Source organism: Enterobacter cloacae complex sp. BZL2005 (genome assembly GCF_049238885.1).
Taxonomy (GTDB): Bacteria; Pseudomonadota; Gammaproteobacteria; order Enterobacterales; family Enterobacteriaceae; genus Enterobacter; species Enterobacter roggenkampii.
This window is the reverse complement of record NZ_JBMKGI010000008.1, coordinates 163,655-182,142: the sequence shown is the minus strand read 5'-3', so window position 1 is coordinate 182,142 and position 18,488 is coordinate 163,655. Positions and strand designations below refer to the sequence as shown.

Below are 18,488 nucleotides of genomic sequence, written 5' to 3'. Positions count from 1 at the left end.
TATGCTACTCCAGTTTCACTTAGAAGGTTGCCCCGACATGTCTCAACTCAAAGCGCAACTGCGCCGCGATGGTTTTACGTTTAAACAATTTTTTGTCGCTCACGATCGCTGTGCCATGAAGGTCGGTACAGACGGTATTTTACTGGGAGCGTGGGCGCCTGTCGCAGGGGTTAAGCGTATTCTTGATATCGGCACCGGCAGCGGGCTGGTGGCATTGATGCTGGCGCAGCGCACGGAAGAGCATGTCACCATTGATGCCGTCGAACTGGACGCGCAGGCGGCAGAGCAGGCGAGTGACAATATGGCCGAATCCCCCTGGGCAGCCCGCATGAAAGTGGAATGTGCGGATGTGCTCGCCTGGGCGCCTGAACAAACCGCGCGTTACGATTTAATCGTCAGCAACCCTCCCTACTACGAGCCCGGCGTTGAGTGCGGGACACCCGAGCGCGAACAGGCGCGTTATACCCGTTCCCTCGATCATAAAGCGCTGCTCACCAGCGCGGCCGAGCTTATCTCCGAAGAGGGTTTTTTCTGCGTGGTCCTGCCTGAGAGTACGGGCAACACGTTCATCGGTATCGCGCAGGAGATCGGCTGGACGTTGCGTCTGCGTACCGACATTTCGGATACCGAAGGCCGACTGCCGCACCGCGTGCTGCTGGCGCTCTCGCCGAAAGAGGGGGAATGCTTTAACGATCGAATGGTGATCCGTGGGCCAGACCAGCGTTATTCCGAAGATTACACTGCCCTGACCCAGGCGTTTTATCTGTTTATGTAAACCTGCGGGGCGAGGATCGACGGGCCGGATTCAGCAAGCTGATCCGGGTAGTCCAGGGTATAGTGCAACCCGCGGCTCTCTTTACGCATCATCGCGCAGCGAACGATTAGCTCGGCAACCTGCACCAGGTTGCGCAGCTCCAGCAGATTATTCGATACGCGGAAATTGGCATAATACTCGTCAATTTCCTGCTGCAGCATAGTGATGCGGCGCAACGCGCGTTCAAGACGTTTCGTGGTGCGCACAATCCCGACGTAATCCCACATAAACAACCGTAGCTCATGCCAGTTATGCTGGATCACGACCAGCTCGTCCGGATTTTCCACGCGGCTTTCATCCCAGGCAGGCAGGCGCTCTGTTTCGCGGGCGTAGGGCATGCGTTTCGTGATGTCTTCTGCGGCAGACCAGCCGTAGACCAGGCACTCCAGCAGCGAGTTAGAGGCCATACGGTTCGCGCCGTGAAGTCCGGTATAGCTGACCTCACCAATAGCATAAAGACCATCCACATCGGTACGCCCATGATCGTCAACCATCACCCCACCGCAGGTGTAGTGGGCGGCTGGCACAATGGGTACCGGATCGCGGGTTAAATCGATGCCAAGGTTGAGCAGTTTTTCGTAAATCATCGGGAAGTGCTGACGAATAAACTCTGCTGGCTTGTGGCTGATATCAAGATACATGCAGTCCACGCCAAGACGCTTCATTTCATGGTCGATGGCGCGGGCAACGATATCGCGCGGGGCCAGTTCGCCACGGGCGTCAAAGTCCGGCATAAAGCGGGTGCCGTCAGGGCGTTTCAGATAGGCGCCTTCGCCGCGCAGGGCTTCCGTCAGCAGGAAGTTGCGCGCCTGAGGATGGAACAGGGCGGTTGGGTGAAACTGATTGAACTCAAGGTTCGCCACCCGGCAGCCGGCGCGCCAGGCCATCGCGATACCGTCTCCGGAGGCAATGTCCGGGTTCGTGGTGTACTGATACACTTTAGAGGCGCCGCCCGTGGCGAGCACCACAGCCTTCGCCTGGCAGGTTTCCACCTTCTCTTTATTGCGGTTCCACACCCAGGCGCCCACCACGCGACGCGTGCCCGGCAGGCCAATCTTGTCGGAGATAATCAGATCAACGGCATTGCTTCGTTCAAGCACCCGAATATTAGGATGGCTCAGCGCCTTGCCGACCAGCGTGGTCTCCACTTCTTTTCCGGTGGCATCCGCTGCGTGCAGGATGCGGCGGTGGCTATGACCGCCTTCGCGCGTCAGGTGGTAGCTCTCTTCACCGTTGGGTTGAACCTGCGTATCGAATAAGACGCCCTGGTCGATGAGCCACTGCACGCAATGGCGGGCATTGCTGGCGACAAACTCTGCGGCGTGCGCATCCACGATCCCGGCCCCGGCAATCAGCGTATCGTCAACGTGGGAGGCAATGCTGTCTGTCTCATCAAACACGGCGGCAATCCCGCCCTGGGCATAAAACGTGGAACCCTCGCTTATCGGCCCTTTACTCAGAACGATAACGTTTTGATGCTCGGCCAGGCGTAGCGCCAGAGAGAGACCGGCAGCGCCGCTGCCGATGATCAGTACATCACAATGGAGTTCAGGTGTTGTGTTCATGATTGTTGTTTAATTTACTAAACAGTGTTGGCTCAGAATAGCACCTGAGTGCGATTTATCGCACGTTTTTTTTAACGGGTGTTGCAATGGCTAAACGCGTAAGCGGAGGTAAACGGAGGGTAAATGAGTGAAATTATTTTGCGAAGCAGATCGTTAGCGTCAGATTTTGTGATGAAATAAAGACTGGGTTGCGTTACTCTTCTGGCGGGAAAAAGATGTTTCTTGTCAGAAAGTGGTGCGTATCGTGAACAGACTTATAATGAGAGAAAATGAACAGTCTGCGGCGCGATGAACAAAAACAAAGGCGTTACGGAACTTATTGAAGATCAGACACTCTAATTCGGTGCTTGCTCAAAGTGCGGTATTTTTAGAGTGGCGTTTCGATAACGCGTGGAATTTAGGTTTGGGGAGACATTACCTCGGATGAGCGAGCAGTTAACGGACCAGGTCCTGGTTGAACGGGTCCAGAAGGGAGATCAGAAAGCCTTTAACTTACTGGTGGTGCGCTACCAGCATAAGGTGGCGAGCCTGGTTTCCCGCTATGTACCGTCAGGCGATGTGCCTGATGTGGTGCAAGAGTCTTTTATTAAGGCCTATCGCGCGCTGGATTCGTTCCGGGGAGATAGTGCTTTTTATACCTGGCTGTACCGTATTGCGGTCAATACGGCAAAGAATTATCTGGTCGCTCAGGGCCGTCGTCCGCCTTCTAGTGATGTGGACGCAATCGACGCCGAAAACTTCGAAAGTGGCGGCGCATTGAAAGAAATTTCGAACCCTGAGAACTTAATGTTGTCAGAAGAACTGAGACAAATCGTTTTTCGCACGATCGAGTCGCTCCCGGAAGATTTACGCATGGCAATTACGTTACGGGAGCTGGATGGTCTGAGCTATGAAGAGATAGCCGCTATCATGGATTGTCCGGTCGGCACGGTACGTTCACGAATTTTCCGTGCGCGAGAAGCTATTGATAATAAAGTTCAACCGCTTATCAGGCGTTGACGATAGCGGGATACTGGAAAAGGTATTAGGCATGCAGAAAGAAAAACTTTCCGCTTTAATGGATGGTGAAACGGTGGATAGTGAGCTGCTCAACGAGCTGTCTCATTCTCCCGAAATGCAAGAGACCTGGGAGAGTTACCATCTCATCCGTGACACCCTTCGCGGTGACACCGGCGAGGTTCTCCATTTCGATATCTCAGCCCGCGTCATGGCGGCGATTGAGAATGAGCCTGTTCATCAGACCACTCCGCTGATTCCTGAAGCTCAACCCGCACCACACCAGTGGCAGAAAATGTCATTCTGGCAAAAGGTGCGTCCGTGGGCCAGCCAGCTTACCCAAATGGGTGTGGCTGCATGCGTATCGCTTGCAGTTATCGTTGGCGTCCAGCACTATAATACTCAGTCTGAAACTAATCAGCAGCCAGAAGCGCCAGTGTTTAACACACTGCCGATGATGGGCAAAGCCAGCCCGGTAAGTCTGGGCGTACCGGCTGATGCTTCCGCCAGCGGCGGCCAGCAACAGCAGGTTCAGGAGCAGCGCCGTCGCATTAATGCGATGTTGCAGGATTACGAGTTGCAGCGTCGTCTGCACTCTGAACAGCTTCAGTTTGAGCAGGCGCAGACACAGCAAGCTGCTGTGCAGGTGCCCGGAAACCAAACTTTAGGAACGCAATCGCAGTAATGAAGCAACTTTGGTTCGCCATGTCTCTGATGGCGGGTAGCCTGTTCTTCTCTGCCAACGCCTCGGCTGATGTATCATCCGGGGCGTTGTTGCAGCAAATGAATCTGGCCAGCCAGTCACTCAATTACGAGTTGGCATTTATCAGCATCAATAAGCAGGGCGTCGAGTCGTTACGCTATCGCCATGCCCGTCTTGATAATCAGCCGCTCGCCCAGCTTTTACAGATGGATGGCCCGCGTCGGGAAGTTGTCCAGCGTGGTAACGAAATCAGCTATTTCGAACCCGGCCTGGAGCCTTTCACGCTCAATGGCGACTATATCGTTGATTCCCTGCCGTCACTCATTTACACCGACTTCAAACGGCTTGCCCCTTACTACGATTTTATTTCGGTAGGGCGTACGCGTATTGCGGACAGATTGTGTGAGGTGATCCGCGTTGTCGCCCGGGATGGAACGCGCTACAGCTATATTGTCTGGATTGACGCGGAAACCAAACTCCCCATGCGTGTAGACCTGCTTGACCGTGACGGTGAAACGCTGGAACAGTTCCGCGTTATCTCCTTTAGCGTGAACAACCAGGTTGGCAACAGCATGCAGAATCTGGCTAAGGCCAGCCTGCCGCCGCTGCTTTCCGTTCCGGCAGGCGATTCCGTTAATTTCAACTGGGTACCTGCCTGGATCCCGCAAGGATTTAGCGAAGTGTCCAGCAGCCGTCGCCAGCTGCCAACGATTGAAACGCCGGTAGAATCACGCCTCTATTCCGATGGTTTGTTCAGCTTCTCGGTGAATATCAATCGCGCAACGGCAAACAGCACTGAACAAATTCTGCGTACCGGGCGCCGTACGGTGAGCACAACGGTACGCGATAATGCAGAGATCACCATTGTGGGGGAACTTCCTCCGCAAACGGCGAAGCGCATCTCCGACAGCATTAAATTCAGGGCCGCACAATGATCAAAGAATGGGCGACGGTAGTCTCGTGGCAAAACGGCATTGCGCTGGTGAGCTGCGATGTAAAAGCCTCATGTAATAGCTGCGCTTCCCGAGCCGGTTGCGGCAGCCGCGTGCTGAATAAGCTCGGGCCGCAAACCTCGCACACGATTTCTGTGCCGAGCGAACAGCCGCTGATGGCCGGGCAGAAAGTTGAACTCGGCATCGCGGAAGGCAGTCTGCTTAGCTCCGCCATGCTGGTCTACCTCTCTCCGCTGCTCGGGCTGTTTATCATGGGCGGCGTTTTCCAGATGCTGTTTGGCACCGACGGTGCCGCCATGTGCGGTGCCGCATTAGGTGGTCTGGGGGGATTCTGGCTTGCCAAAGGCCTCTCCCCGACGCTTGCCGCGCGCGAGGAGTGGCAGCCTGTCATTCTCAGCGTTGGGCTGGCGCCAGACCAGCTTCGCGTTGAGACGCTCTCTTCTGAGGCCCGGTGATTCATCGGGCTTTGTCATTTTTACGTCTTAAAACAGAAAACGTCCTTTCTTCACGCTATACCTGGCGCTAAGTCCATTTCCAGGTAGCGGAGATGTAGTGTAGAATGCTGCGTTTTCGCACTGAAAAACGTCAGGCTAAGAACAGCGGCCTCCAGGAATTCGTAAGGCATAATTATTTAACTATATGAAGAACATACGTAACTTTTCGATCATTGCTCACATTGACCACGGTAAGTCGACGCTGTCTGACCGTATTATCCAGATTTGCGGTGGCCTGTCTGATCGTGAAATGGAAGCCCAGGTTCTGGACTCCATGGACCTGGAACGCGAACGCGGTATCACCATCAAGGCGCAGAGCGTCACGCTGGATTACAAGGCGGCTGATGGCGAAACCTATCAGCTGAACTTTATCGACACCCCAGGCCACGTTGACTTCTCCTATGAGGTTTCACGCTCGCTCGCGGCCTGTGAAGGCGCGCTGCTGGTAGTCGATGCCGGGCAGGGCGTAGAAGCCCAGACCCTGGCAAACTGCTACACCGCGATGGAAATGGATCTCGAAGTTGTGCCGGTTCTGAACAAGATTGACCTGCCAGCCGCCGATCCTGAGCGCGTCGCGGAAGAGATTGAAGATATTGTCGGTATTGACGCGACCGATGCCGTGCGCTGCTCTGCGAAAACCGGCGTCGGCGTGACCGACGTTCTGGAACGTCTGGTACGTGATATTCCGGCCCCGGAAGGCGATCCGGATGCCCCGCTGCAGGCGCTGATTATTGACTCCTGGTTCGATAACTATCTGGGCGTTGTCTCCCTGGTGCGTATTAAAAACGGCACCATGCGCAAAGGCGACAAAATCAAGGTTATGAGTACCGGACAGGTCTATAACGCCGACCGTCTGGGTATCTTCACGCCAAAACAGGTTGACCGTACCGAGCTGACATGCGGCGAGGTAGGCTGGCTGGTGTGCGCCATCAAAGACATCCTCGGTGCGCCGGTGGGCGATACCCTGACAGGTGCGCGTAACCCGGCAGAAAAAGCGCTGCCAGGCTTTAAAAAGGTGAAACCGCAGGTTTACGCGGGCCTGTTCCCGGTCAGCTCTGACGACTACGAAAACTTCCGTGATGCGCTTGGCAAGCTGAGCCTGAACGATGCCTCCCTGTTCTACGAGCCAGAAAGCTCAACGGCGCTGGGCTTCGGCTTCCGCTGCGGCTTCCTCGGCCTGCTGCACATGGAGATCATTCAGGAACGTCTGGAGCGTGAATACGATCTGGACCTCATCACCACCGCGCCGACGGTAGTGTATGAAGTTGAAACCACCTCGAAAGAAGTGATCTACGTCGACAGCCCGTCCAAGCTGCCGCCGCTGAACAATATTCACGAGCTGCGTGAGCCTATTGCCGAATGTCACATGCTGCTGCCGCAGGAATTCCTCGGTAACGTCATTACGCTGTGTATTGAGAAGCGCGGCGTGCAGACCAATATGGTTTACCACGGTAACCAGGTCGCACTGACCTACGAAATCCCGATGGCGGAAGTAGTACTCGACTTCTTCGACCGTCTGAAGTCCACCTCCCGTGGCTATGCGTCACTGGATTACAACTTCAAACGCTTCCAGGCCTCCAACATGGTGCGTGTGGACGTGCTGATCAACGGCGAGCGTGTGGATGCGCTGGCGCTGATCACCCACAACGACAATGCGCCATACCGTGGCCGCGAGCTGGTTGAGAAGATGAAAGATCTGATCCCGCGTCAGCAGTTCGATATCGCGATTCAGGCGGCCATTGGCAACCACATTATCGCGCGTTCTACCGTGAAACAGCTGCGTAAAAACGTTCTGGCGAAGTGCTATGGCGGTGACGTCAGCCGTAAGAAAAAGCTGCTGCAGAAGCAGAAAGAAGGTAAGAAGCGTATGAAGCAGGTCGGTAACGTCGAGCTGCCGCAGGAAGCATTCCTTGCCATCCTTCATGTTGGTAAAGACGGCAAATAACCCTAAGGAGTTGGCATGGCGAACATGTTTGCCCTGATCCTGGTCATTGCTACCCTGGTGACAGGTCTGCTGTGGTGTCTGGATAAGTTTATCTTCGCCCCAAAACGTCGTGAACGTCAGGCTGCCGCACAGGCAGCCACTGGCGATGGTATTGACGCGAAAACCCTGAAGAAGGTCGGTCCGAAACCGGGCTGGCTGGAAACGGGCGCCTCGGTGTTTCCGGTGCTGGCGATTGTGCTGGTGGTACGTTCGTTTATTTACGAACCGTTCCAGATCCCATCAGGTTCAATGATGCCAACGCTGCTGATTGGTGATTTTATTCTGGTAGAGAAGTTTGCCTACGGCATTAAAGATCCAATCTACCAGAAAACGCTGATCGAGACCGGTCATCCGAAACGTGGCGACATCGTGGTGTTCAAATATCCGGAAGATCCGCGCCTGGACTACATCAAGCGCGCGGTAGGTCTGCCGGGTGACAAAGTGACTTACGATCCGGTTGCGAAAGAAGTCACCGTTCAGCCAGGCTGCAGCTCCGGTACTGCATGTGAAAACGCGCTGCCAATCACTTACTCGAACGTTGAGCCAAGTGATTTTGTGCAGACCTTTGCCCGTCACAACGGTGGCGAAGCGAGCAGCGGATTCTTCCAGGTACCGAAAGGCGAAACCAAAGATAACGGTATTCGTCTGGTTGAGCGCAAAGAGACGCTGGGTGACGTGACGCACCGGATCCTCACCGTGCCAATCGCGCAGGATCAAGTGGGTATGTACTATCGTCAGCCGGGCCAGCAGCTGGCAAGCTGGATTGTACCGCCAGGCCATTACTTCATGATGGGTGACAACCGCGATAATTCTGCGGACAGCCGTTACTGGGGCTTTGTGCCGGAAGCGAATCTGGTCGGTAAAGCGACCGCAATCTGGATGAGTTTTGAGAAGCAGGAAGGCGAATGGCCGACCGGCGTACGCCTGAATCGTATTGGCGGAATCCATTAATTCTCACTAAATGAACGTGTAGCCGCGAATTAACGCGGCTACATGAATTATTTCACCGATAAATCTCTTCGAACTAACGACATCCCCTGTCGTTGTGTATAGAATATTCCCCCGAAGTTTAAGGTTGGCCCTGCAAGGGTGCCACGGCACACGAAACCGCGTTGGTTTTCTCAGGTCGGTTTCGTGTGCTGCATTTTTGACGCATTCATTTATTGGTATCGCATGAACCCCATCGTAATTAATCGGCTTCAACGGAAGCTGGGCTACACTTTTCATCATCAGGAGTTGTTGCAACAGGCATTAACCCACCGCAGTGCCAGCAGCAAGCATAATGAGCGTCTCGAGTTTTTAGGCGACTCTATTTTAAGTTTCGTGATTGCGAATGCGCTTTATCATCGTTTCCCGCGCGTGGATGAAGGTGATATGAGCCGCATGCGTGCCACGCTGGTTCGGGGTAATACCCTTGCGGAAATCGCGCGCGAATTTGAGCTGGGCGAATGTCTGCGTCTTGGGCCGGGTGAACTGAAAAGCGGCGGCTTCCGTCGTGAATCTATTCTTGCCGATACGGTCGAAGCATTAATTGGTGGTGTGTTCCTGGACAGCGATATCCAGACCGTCGAAAAGCTGATCCTGAACTGGTATCAGACCCGTCTGGACGAAATCAGCCCGGGCGATAAACAAAAAGATCCCAAAACGCGTCTGCAGGAATATTTGCAGGGCCGTCATCTGCCGCTGCCATCTTATCTGGTGGTGCAGGTTCGTGGCGAAGCGCACGATCAGGAATTTACCATCCATTGCCAGGTCAGTGGCCTGAGTGAACCGGTGGTGGGCACAGGTTCAAGCCGTCGTAAGGCTGAACAGGCTGCCGCCGAACAGGCGTTAAAAATGCTGGAGCTGGAATGAGCGAAGAAAAGACCTATTGCGGATTTATTGCCATCGTCGGACGTCCGAACGTCGGCAAATCTACTCTGCTGAATAATCTGCTTGGGCAGAAGATTTCTATCACCTCGCGTAAGGCGCAGACCACGCGTCACCGCATCGTCGGTATCCATACTGAAGGCGCGTATCAGGCGATCTACGTCGATACCCCGGGCCTGCACATGGAAGAGAAGCGTGCCATCAACCGTCTGATGAACAAGGCGGCGAGCAGCTCGATTGGCGACGTGGAGCTGGTGATTTTCGTTGTGGAAGGCACCCGCTGGACGCCGGACGACGAGATGGTGCTGAACAAGCTGCGCGACGGCAAAACGCCGGTCATCCTCGCCGTCAACAAAGTTGACAACGTGCAGGAAAAGGCCGATCTGCTGCCGCATCTGCAGTGGCTCGGTAGCCAGATGAACTTCCTCGACATCGTTCCGCTGTCTGCGGAGACGGGTCTGAACGTGGATACCATCGCGGGCATCGTGCGCAAACATCTGCCGGAAGCGATTCATCACTTCCCGGAAGAGTACATCACCGATCGCTCTCAGCGCTTTATGGCGTCTGAAATCATCCGTGAAAAGCTGATGCGTTTCCTGGGCGCTGAACTGCCGTACTCTGTGACGGTGGAGATCGAGCGTTTCCAGAGCAACGAGCGCGGCGGCTACGACATCAACGGCCTGATCCTCGTTGAGCGTGAAGGGCAGAAGAAGATGGTGATCGGCAATAAAGGCGCCAAGATCAAAACCATCGGCATCGAAGCCCGAAAGGACATGCAGGAGATGTTCGAAGCGCCGGTTCACCTTGAACTGTGGGTGAAAGTGAAATCTGGCTGGGCCGATGATGAGCGTGCTCTGCGCAGCCTCGGTTACGGCGAAGACCAGTAACACAAGACGACGAGCATATGGATGGATGGCAGCGCGCCTTTGTCCTGCATAGTCGTCCCTGGAGCGAAACCAGCCTGATGCTGGACGTCTTCACGGAAGAGTCGGGCCGCGTGCGCCTTGTTGCAAAAGGCGCACGTTCCAAACGTTCTAACCTGAAAGGTGCCTTACAGCCTTTCACGCCGTTGCTGGTCCGCTTTGGTGGGCGAGGGGAAGTCAAAACCCTGCGCAGCGCCGAAGCCGTCTCCCTGGCGCTTCCTCTCTCCGGCATCACGCTCTACAGCGGTCTGTATGTCAATGAACTCATCTCACGCGTTCTTGAACATGAGACCCGCTTCTCTGAACTTTTCTTTGATTATCTCCACTGTATCCAGGCGCTGGCTGGCGCAACCGGTACGCCCGAGCCTGCGCTGCGGCGTTTTGAGCTGGCGCTGTTGGGCCATCTTGGGTACGGGATCGATTTTCTGCACTGTGCGGGCAGCGGTGACGAAGTGGAAGACACCATGACCTACCGCTACCGCGAAGAAAAAGGCTTCATTGCCAGCGTCGTGATCGACAACAGCACCTTTACCGGGCGTCAGCTCAGGGCGCTTTATGAGCGCGAGTTTCCCGATCAGGATACCCTGCGCGCAGCAAAACGCTTTACCCGGATTGCCCTCAAGCCGTATCTTGGCGGCAAGCCCTTAAAGAGCCGCGAATTATTCAGGCAGTTTGTGCCGAAACGTTAGACCACCGAATCGAAAAGAAAACCGAGGATTGTCATGGCTGAATTACTGTTAGGCGTCAACATCGATCATATCGCCACGCTGCGTAATGCGCGCGGCACGGCGTATCCCGATCCGGTTCAGGCGGCGTTTATCGCTGAACAGGCTGGCGCCGACGGCATTACCGTTCACCTGCGAGAAGACCGTCGCCACATCACTGACCGCGACGTTCGCATTCTGCGTCAGACGCTGGACACCCGTATGAATCTGGAGATGGCGGTCACCGAAGAGATGCTGGCGATTGCCTGTGAGACCCAGCCGCACTTCTGCTGCCTGGTGCCGGAAAAACGCCAGGAAGTCACGACCGAAGGCGGTCTGGACGTGGCCGGCCAGCTCGACAAAATGCGCGATGCCTGCAAGCGCCTGGCTGATGCCGGTATCCTGGTTTCGCTGTTTATTGACGCCGACTTCACCCAGATTAAAGCGGCAGCCGACGTGGGCGCGCCGTATATCGAAATTCACACCGGCTGCTATGCCGATGCCAAAAACGATGCCGAGCAAGCGAAAGAGCTGGAGCGTATTGCTAAAGCGGCCACCTACGCGGCGAGCCTGGGTCTGAAGGTCAATGCCGGTCACGGCCTGACCTACCATAACGTGAAGGCCATTGCCGCCATCCCGGAAATGCACGAGCTGAACATCGGTCACGCGATCATTGGCCGCGCGGTGATGAGCGGCCTGAAAGAGGCGGTCGCAGAAATGAAACGCCTGATGCTGGAAGCGCGTCAGTAATGGCCATTCTGGGCTTAGGCACCGATATCGTGGAAATAGCCCGCATTGAAGCGGTGATCGCCCGCAGCGGCGATCGCCTCGCAAGGCGCGTGCTGAGCGATAACGAATGGGCCATCTGGGAAGCGCATCAGCAGCCGGTGCGTTTTCTGGCGAAGCGTTTTGCGGTAAAAGAGGCGGCCGCCAAAGCCTTCGGGACCGGCATTCGTAACGGTCTGGCGTTCAACCAGTTTGAAGTGTTTAACGATGAGCTGGGTAAGCCAAGCCTGCGTTTATGGGGCGAGGCGCAAAAGCTGGCAGAGAAGCTCGGCGTGAATCACGTCCACGTGACGATCGCGGATGAGCGTCACTATGCTAGCGCAACGGTGATCATCGAAAGTTAAAGTTTGTCCGCGTGGTGCATCAGGACAAACTTATCCCACAGCTGCTCTTCGCTCTCGACGTGTGCCGGATCCTTCAGGATGGTATTGGGGATCGGGCACACTTTCTGACAGGTCGGCGTCTCATAGTGGCCGATGCATTCGGTGCAGCGGTCGCTGTTAATCTCATAAATGCTGTCGCCCATCGAAATGGCCTGGTTCGGGCATTCGGGCTCGCACATATCGCAATTAATGCATTTTTTGGTAATTAACAGCGCCATCAGGAAATTCTCAGAAACAACACAAACTGGGCGGGCATTATACGCGTCAAACCAGTTTCTTTACCAGTTCTTCGCTGTGGCGAATGCGCTCGGGCGCACGCTCCAGATCCTGCTGCACCAGAGCCATAAACAGCAGGTCCGTCAGCATCATTTGTGCGCTGGTGGACGAGATAGCCGCGCTGCGCGTGGCCTGTTCCTCGGCAATGGTATATAAACAGCGCGTGGCCCGCTGCTGTAGGGCATTCGGCGTAAAACCGGTGATCGCCAGAATTTTACCGCCGACGCGCAGGACTTCGTCGGTGGCCATGTTGATCTCGCGGCGCTCGCCGGAATAGGAGATCGCCAGCAGCAGATCGTCAGGATCCATCGCCTGTACGGTCGCCAGCAGGGCGTGCATATCCTGCTCGACGATGGCGTTAAGGCCAATTTTTGTCAGCTTCCAGCCAAAGTTACGCGCCACAAGTCCGGACGCGCCGATGCCGGTCAGAACGATCCGCCGCGCGCCGCGCAGCATCGCCACGCTCTCCAGCAGCTTCTCTTCCGTATTCACATCGAGCGTCGCATGCATGGCCGCCACGTTCTCTTTGATCAGCTTTTCGCCGACCAGCCGCATCGGATCGTCTCCGCGGATCTGATTATGCACCGGCATGGACTGCGGGTTAGGGTTACTGACCAGCGCTTCACTGATCGCCAGCTTGAGGGCAGGGAATCCCTTAAAGCCAATCTTCTGCGCAAATTTCACCACGCTGGACTGGCTCACCCCGGCTTCACTCGCCAGCTGCTGCGAGCTGAGATGGCGCGCGTGGTCGGGTTGAGAAAGCAGAAAATCCGCCAGCTTCTTGTCGCTTTGGGCAAAGCCTGCGTAGCGCTGGCGAATGCGAATTAAACAGTTCATACGGTCTCCTGGCGAAAATGTGATTATCTGCGCAAATACGGATTTTGCTCGCCTGAATGAATTTTATATTCCATTATAGTGTGATTAATATGAATTAAAAATTCTTGAGGTACAAAAATGAATCTTGGCTCACTTGTTTCTGAAACACGTAACCCGCAAACCATGGATCTGGATGCGCTCTCCACCCTGGAGCTGGTTAACCGCTTTAATCAACAGGATACGCTGGTCGCGCAGGCAGTGAAAGAGACATTACCAGAGGTGGCGAAAGCGGTCGATGCGGCTGCGGAAGCCCTCAAGGCCGGTGGACGCATTATTTACATGGGGGCGGGGACCAGCGGGCGTTTAGGGGTCCTGGACGCGTCAGAATGTCCGCCAACCTTTGGGGTCCCGCATGGTCTGGTAGTTGGGCTGATCGCCGGTGGCCCCGGTGCGCTGCTGAAAGCCGTTGAAGGGGCGGAAGACAACAAACAGCTGGGCGAGGATGACCTGAAGGATCTTAATCTGACCGCGAAGGATCTGGTGGTCGGGCTGGCGGCATCCGGGCGTACGCCGTACGTGATTGGCGGGCTGGAATACGCCAACCAGACCGGCTGCACGACGGTCGCCATCTCCTGCAACCCTGGCTCACCGATTGCGCAGGTGGCCGCTATTGCTATCTCGCCAGTTGTCGGGCCGGAAGCGCTCACCGGTTCCACGCGCCTGAAATCCGGGACCGCGCAAAAGCTGGTGCTCAATATGATCTCCACCGGCGCGATGGTGAAGTTCGGCAAGGTGTATCAGAACCTGATGGTGGATATGCAGGCCACCAACGTCAAGCTGGTGGACAGAGCCTGCCGCATGGTGATGGAGGCGACGGGCGCAGGCCGCGAAGAGGCGGAAGCGGTACTCAAACAGACCGATCACGATGTTAAACCGGCCATTTTGATGATCTTAAGCGGGCTGGATGCGGCGGCCGCAAGAGCCAAACTCGATGCGCATAACGGTTTCTTACGGGCGGCATTAGAACATTAACAGAGGCGTGTATGGACAAAACAGCAGCGCTCGCCAGCGGCATCCTGCAGGGGATTGGTGGGGAACAAAATATTCAGCGTCTCGAAAACTGCATGACGCGCGTGCGCGTCGAGGTGCATAACGACGACCAGCTTGACGTGCCGGGTCTGAAGCAGCTTTCCGGCGTCAGCGGCTACGTGAAACAGGGCCAGCAGCACCAGCTGATCGTCGGCCCGGGGAAGGCGGCGCAGGTTGTCGATGCCATGCGCGCGCTGATGGGCGTGAGTGCGAGCGTATCGATTGACGATGCTGAGCGCACCAAAGCCCAGGCGAAGGCGAAATACAAAGCCCCGATGAGCGACGCGCTGCGACAGCTGGCAAACGTCTTTATTCCGCTGATCCCGGCGTTTATTGCCTCAGGCCTGATCACCGGGATCATCAATATCCTCAAGCGGCCGGATATTGTGGGGGATTTCGCCACGCAGTATCCAAACCTGCTGGGGATTCTCGGGATCTTCGGCAGCGCGGTGTTCGCCATCATGAACATTCTGGTCGGGGTGAATACCGCGAAGGTGTTTGGCGGATCGCTGGCGATGGGCGGGGTGATGGCGGGCATCTTGTCCAGCCCGCAGCTGGCGCAGATTACGCTGTTTGGTGAGGCGCTTCAGCCGGGCCGCGGCGGGGTGATCGCGGTGCTGCTGGTGGTCATCCTGATGTGCTGGATCGAGAAACGGCTGCGCGCGGTTCTGCCCGGCTCGATTGAGCTTATCCTCAACCCGCTGCTGACCACGCTGATTACCGGTAGCGTAGCGATTGTGGCCCTCCAGCCGTTAGGCGGGTGGATCTCTGAGGCGATTGCCCAAGGTGCTTCGCTGGCGATTGACCGCGGCGGCCTGTTAGTGGGCGCGGTGCTGTCGGGTACTTTTCTGCCGCTGGTGCTGACCGGCCTGCATCAGGGGCTGGTTCCAATCCACGTCGAGCTGGTGCAGGCGCACGGCTATAACGCGCTGCTGCCTATCCTGTCGATGGCGGGTGTAGGGCAGGTCGGCGCGGCAATTGCGGTACTGATGAAAACCCGCAACGCGCGTCTGAAAAAAATGATTAAAGGCGCACTCCCGGTCGGGCTGCTCGGCATTGGCGAGCCGCTGATTTTCGGCGTTACGCTGCCGCTGGGTAAACCGTTCCTCGCGGCCTGTCTGGGCGGCGCGGTAGGCGGGGCGCTGATCAGCTACTGGAAAGTTGCCACCGTCATCACCTTTGGTCTCTCGGGGTTACCGCTGGCATTAACCATCGTGACCGGAAAAGTGGTGCTCTATCTGTTAGGCTATTTAGTAGCGGTGATCGCCGGGTTCCTGTTTACCTGGCTGTTAGGTTTCAACGACCCAGAGGAGTAAGGTTTGGCAAATCACGGGCGTCGCGTTGTCTTTTTCGACCTGGATGGCACGCTGCATCAGCAGGATATGTTTGGTACGTTTATGCGTTACCTGCTGCGGCGTCAGCCTCTGAATGCGCTGCTCGTGCTACCGCTCTTACCTGTTATTGGGATCGCGCTGCTGGTGAAGGGCCGTGCGGCGCGATGGCCAATGAGCCTGCTGCTGTGGGGATGTACGTTTGGGCACAGCGAAGCGCGCCTCAAACAGCTCGAGCAGGATTTTGCGCACTGGTTCCGCGGCCACGTTGCCGCATTCCCGGTGGTGCAGGCGCGCCTGACCGGCTATCTCGACGCGAACGATGCCGACATCTGGCTGATTACCGGCTCCCCGCAGACGCTGGTGGAGCAGGTCTACTTTGATACCCCCTGGCTTCCGCGCGTAAATCTTATCGCCACGCAAATTGCCCGCGGTTACGGCGGTTGGGTGCTGACGATGCGCTGCCTGGGGCATGAAAAAGTGGTCCAGCTGGAAAAACGTATCGGCACGCCACTGCGCCTGTACAGCGGCTACAGCGACAGCAAGCAGGACAACCCGCTGCTCTATTTTTGCCAGCACCGCTGGCGCGTCACGCCATCAGGTGAACTTCAGCAACTCGAATAGTCTTATCCATAAGGGGTGTGTATAATGCCGCCCGCTTTTCGACTGGAGTATCAACCGTTGTCCAACCCTGAATTCTCACATGAATACTGGATGCGCCATGCGCTAACGCTCGCTCAGCGTGCCTGGGACGAGGGCGAAGTGCCCGTGGGCGCCGTGCTGGTCCACAATAACCAGGTGATTGGTGAAGGGTGGAACCGTCCCATTGGCCGCCACGATCCGACGGCGCACGCCGAAATCATGGCGCTTCGTCAGGGCGGTCTGGTGCTGCAAAACTATCGCCTGCTTGATACCACGCTGTATGTGACGCTGGAGCCGTGTGTGATGTGCTCCGGGGCGATGGTGCACAGCCGGATCGGGACTCTGGTCTTCGGTGCGCGGGATGAAAAAACCGGCGCGGCCGGTTCGCTGATGGACGTGCTGGGTCACCCGGGGATGAACCACCAGGTGAAGACTATCGGCGGGGTGCTTGCACCAGAGTGTTCGGGGCTATTAAGCGATTTCTTTCGAATGCGCCGTCAGCAGAAAAAGCAGCAAAAGGCAGAATTGAAGCCGACGGACGGTTAAGCTCGTCCGGCGCCACGACAGGGTAACTTTGGGCCAGCCGTTTGGCCTCTGTCGCCTCTTTCTCTTTCTCCAGCAGATACCCGACCAGGCTAATCTGATATTTACGGATATTTTCCACGTAAGCGTAGGCTTCATGCCCGCGCGCGTAGCCGTACGTCAGCTTGTTATACCATGGCTTCTGGCTCAGCAGCGGCAGCCGCTGTTTTACGTCTGACCAGCTGTCCGGGTTGCCTTTCGTTTTGGCCGTCAGCGCTCGCGCATCCAGCATATGCGCATAGCCCATATTGTAGGCCGCCAGCGCGAACCAGATCCGCTCCTCTTCCGGTACCGTTTCCGGGACTTTGGCCATCATATCCTGCAGGTAGCGCGCGCCGCCGCTGATGCTCTGTTCCGCATCGGTACGGTCATTGACGCCCAGGCTCAGCGCGGTATTTTTGGTTAACATCATCAAACCACGTACGCCAGTCGGAGACGTGGCCTGGGTATCCCAGTGGGATTCCTGATAAGAAATAGCCGCCAGCAGTTTCCAGTCAATTTCCTGGGCGTATTTTTCGAACAGCGGCTGCAGGTCCGGCAGGACGCTGTCTACCGCACGCAGGAAGCTGCGGGTGTCAACGTAGTCAAAGTCATCACCATGCCCGAGGTACTTCTCCTCCAGGCGCGCCAGCGTACCGTCTTCATTCATGGTGTTGAAGAAATCGAGCATCGCGGCAGAGAGGGTCTGATCGTCGTCGAGCTGAGTAAACCAGGTCACAGGCTGCTCGTCGGTGACGTCCAGCGCCACGGCGATTTCAGGATGCACCCGCTGGAACAGGCTGATCGCGACCGAATCGGCGATGGTGTAAGGGACTTTCTGATCTTTTACCTGCTCCAGCAGCTCCGTCGTGCCGAGTTTCGCATCCACCGTCCAGCTCAGGTCCGGATATTTCTTCTCCTTGAGCTCGCGCAGATCGTCAATTACCACGTGACCGGGGGCAATCGTCAGCTGCCGATCGTTAATCGACGCCAGCGAGCGCGGGCGCAGGCTCCCGACGCGATAAACCAGCTGCTGCGAAACGGAGTAGTAGGTCGGGCCCGGCTGATAGTTTTTGCTGCGCTCGCTGTTATACACCAGCCCGGCGGCCAGCATATCGGCATCGTCGTTATCGAGGTCGTCAAACAGCTGGTTGATATTCTGGCGGACGGTGATTTTTAGCTTCACGCCAAGATAATCGGCGAACTGTTGTGCCAGTTCATAATCCAGACCAATGATTTTGCCGTTGATGTCGCTGTAAATCAGCGGAGAGTTAAGGGTACTGACGCGCAATTCCCCCCGCTCCTGAATGGCGGCGATACGGTTTTCGGCTTTGCCGATCCAGGGGATGGAAGGCCAGAGGGCCACTGCCAGCAGCAACGTTACAATGCCGATGAGCAGATAATTAATCTTTAATTTTTTCAATTAGTTAATTCTCTGCGACGCCGGTTGCCTCAGTCTGCTGTAGCCATGTTAACAATAAGGTTTGCCATTGAATGAGCGGCATTTTGCGTAAACTTGCGCCACTTGGCAACCAATTAGAGAGACAGGTCACATCTATTGTTAAATCTCTTCGTCAATTTTATTTCGACGCAAACGGT

General features: G+C 56.1%; 21 protein-coding genes. 17 read left to right on the top strand and 4 right to left on the bottom strand.

Features of this window, described 5'->3' with window-relative positions; all coding sequences use genetic code 11:
* Positions 1 to 37 precede the first annotated feature (37 nt).
* Positions 38 to 775, top strand: coding sequence for a tRNA(1)(Val) (adenine(37)-N(6))-methyltransferase TrmN (gene trmN, locus ACOTXI_RS15555; protein ID WP_032675352.1), 738 nt, complete (start codon positions 38 to 40; stop codon positions 773 to 775).
* On the opposite strand, the gene nadB is transcribed toward trmN, so the two are convergent.
* A complete protein-coding gene (nadB, locus tag ACOTXI_RS15550; protein ID WP_025912839.1) occupies positions 760 to 2,379 on the bottom strand; it encodes an L-aspartate oxidase in 1,620 nt (539 codons plus the stop codon). The two genes, trmN and nadB, sit on opposite strands and share 16 nt — an antisense overlap.
* A 343-nt stretch (positions 2,380 to 2,722) precedes the next feature.
* Here nadB and rseD point away from each other — a divergent pair, with 343 nt between their 5' ends.
* The 12 genes from rseD (at position 2,723) to acpS (ending at position 12,135) form a co-directional block, all read left to right on the top strand.
* Positions 2,723 to 2,806, top strand: a complete 84-nt coding sequence (gene rseD / locus ACOTXI_RS15545; protein ID WP_223605340.1) for a rpoE leader peptide RseD — start codon at positions 2,723 to 2,725, stop codon at positions 2,804 to 2,806.
* Complete coding sequence (rpoE, locus tag ACOTXI_RS15540; protein WP_006176728.1) at positions 2,803 to 3,378, top strand: RNA polymerase sigma factor RpoE; 576 nt, start codon at positions 2,803 to 2,805, stop codon at positions 3,376 to 3,378. Before rseD ends, rpoE begins: the two co-directional genes overlap by 4 nt.
* A gap of 31 nt (positions 3,379 to 3,409) precedes the next feature.
* Positions 3,410 to 4,060 (top strand): anti-sigma-E factor RseA, encoded by a 651-nt coding sequence (gene rseA / locus ACOTXI_RS15535; protein ID WP_058653439.1) that lies wholly within the window; start codon positions 3,410 to 3,412, stop codon positions 4,058 to 4,060.
* The gene (rseB, locus tag ACOTXI_RS15530; RefSeq protein WP_008502185.1) at positions 4,060 to 5,013 is read left to right on the top strand and encodes a sigma-E factor regulatory protein RseB; all 954 of its coding nucleotides are present in this window, start codon (positions 4,060 to 4,062) and stop codon (positions 5,011 to 5,013) included. Before rseA ends, rseB begins: the two co-directional genes overlap by 1 nt.
* Positions 5,010 to 5,486 (top strand): SoxR-reducing system protein RseC, encoded by a 477-nt coding sequence (rseC, locus tag ACOTXI_RS15525; protein WP_008502184.1) that lies wholly within the window; start codon positions 5,010 to 5,012, stop codon positions 5,484 to 5,486. The genes rseB and rseC overlap by 4 nt, the downstream gene beginning before the upstream one ends.
* A gap of 184 nt (positions 5,487 to 5,670) precedes the next feature.
* A complete protein-coding gene (gene lepA, locus ACOTXI_RS15520; protein WP_008502183.1) occupies positions 5,671 to 7,470 on the top strand; it encodes a translation elongation factor 4 in 1,800 nt (599 codons plus the stop codon).
* A 15-nt stretch (positions 7,471 to 7,485) separates the two neighbouring features.
* Positions 7,486 to 8,460 carry a signal peptidase I gene (gene lepB / locus ACOTXI_RS15515; protein ID WP_008502182.1) on the top strand — a complete coding sequence of 325 codons (975 nt, stop codon included), beginning with the start codon at positions 7,486 to 7,488 and terminating at the stop codon, positions 8,458 to 8,460.
* A gap of 222 nt (positions 8,461 to 8,682) precedes the next feature.
* Positions 8,683 to 9,363, top strand: coding sequence for a ribonuclease III (rnc, locus tag ACOTXI_RS15510; RefSeq protein WP_003860711.1), 681 nt, complete (start codon positions 8,683 to 8,685; stop codon positions 9,361 to 9,363).
* Positions 9,360 to 10,265: a GTPase Era gene (gene era / locus ACOTXI_RS15505; protein WP_008502181.1), complete on the top strand. Its 906-nt coding sequence runs from the start codon at positions 9,360 to 9,362 to the stop codon at positions 10,263 to 10,265. The genes rnc and era overlap by 4 nt, the downstream gene beginning before the upstream one ends.
* A gap of 17 nt (positions 10,266 to 10,282) precedes the next feature.
* On the top strand, positions 10,283 to 10,990 hold the full coding sequence (recO, locus tag ACOTXI_RS15500) for a DNA repair protein RecO (protein ID WP_058653441.1): 708 nt from the start codon (positions 10,283 to 10,285) through the stop codon (positions 10,988 to 10,990).
* Positions 10,991 to 11,023: 33 nt separating this feature from the next.
* Positions 11,024 to 11,755 (top strand): pyridoxine 5'-phosphate synthase, encoded by a 732-nt coding sequence (pdxJ, locus tag ACOTXI_RS15495; protein ID WP_008502179.1) that lies wholly within the window; start codon positions 11,024 to 11,026, stop codon positions 11,753 to 11,755.
* Complete coding sequence (gene acpS, locus ACOTXI_RS15490) at positions 11,755 to 12,135, top strand: holo-ACP synthase (RefSeq protein ID WP_008502178.1); 381 nt, start codon at positions 11,755 to 11,757, stop codon at positions 12,133 to 12,135. Before pdxJ ends, acpS begins: the two co-directional genes overlap by 1 nt.
* Here the strand turns inward: acpS and ACOTXI_RS15485 are convergent.
* Both ACOTXI_RS15485 and ACOTXI_RS15480 read right to left on the bottom strand, forming a co-directional pair.
* Entirely contained in the window at positions 12,132 to 12,392 is a 261-nt protein-coding gene (locus ACOTXI_RS15485) for a YfhL family 4Fe-4S dicluster ferredoxin (RefSeq protein ID WP_008502177.1), read from the bottom strand. The two genes, acpS and ACOTXI_RS15485, sit on opposite strands and share 4 nt — an antisense overlap.
* 46 nt (positions 12,393 to 12,438) lie before the next feature.
* Entirely contained in the window at positions 12,439 to 13,287 is an 849-nt protein-coding gene (locus ACOTXI_RS15480) for a MurR/RpiR family transcriptional regulator (RefSeq protein ID WP_023294330.1), read from the bottom strand.
* 117 nt (positions 13,288 to 13,404) lie between these two features.
* On the opposite strand from ACOTXI_RS15480, the gene murQ reads away from it, so the two are divergent.
* The 4 genes from murQ to tadA are packed head-to-tail and all read left to right on the top strand — an operon-like array spanning position 13,405 to position 16,874.
* On the top strand, positions 13,405 to 14,298 hold the full coding sequence (murQ, locus tag ACOTXI_RS15475) for an N-acetylmuramic acid 6-phosphate etherase (RefSeq protein ID WP_021241879.1): 894 nt from the start codon (positions 13,405 to 13,407) through the stop codon (positions 14,296 to 14,298).
* Positions 14,299 to 14,309: 11 nt separating this feature from the next.
* Positions 14,310 to 15,671, top strand: a complete 1,362-nt coding sequence (locus tag ACOTXI_RS15470) for a PTS transporter subunit EIIC (RefSeq protein WP_058653443.1) — start codon at positions 14,310 to 14,312, stop codon at positions 15,669 to 15,671.
* A 3-nt stretch (positions 15,672 to 15,674) separates the two neighbouring features.
* On the top strand, positions 15,675 to 16,310 hold the full coding sequence (gene yfhb / locus ACOTXI_RS15465; protein ID WP_032653055.1) for a phosphatidylglycerophosphatase C: 636 nt from the start codon (positions 15,675 to 15,677) through the stop codon (positions 16,308 to 16,310).
* Between the two features lie 24 nt (positions 16,311 to 16,334).
* Positions 16,335 to 16,874: a tRNA adenosine(34) deaminase TadA gene (gene tadA, locus ACOTXI_RS15460; RefSeq protein WP_008502172.1), complete on the top strand. Its 540-nt coding sequence runs from the start codon at positions 16,335 to 16,337 to the stop codon at positions 16,872 to 16,874.
* Here tadA and mltF read toward each other — a convergent pair.
* The gene (mltF, locus tag ACOTXI_RS15455) at positions 16,762 to 18,312 is read right to left on the bottom strand and encodes a membrane-bound lytic murein transglycosylase MltF (protein ID WP_021241875.1); all 1,551 of its coding nucleotides are present in this window, start codon (positions 18,310 to 18,312) and stop codon (positions 16,762 to 16,764) included. The genes tadA and mltF overlap by 113 nt on opposite strands.
* Between the last annotated feature and the right edge of the window lie 176 nt (positions 18,313 to 18,488).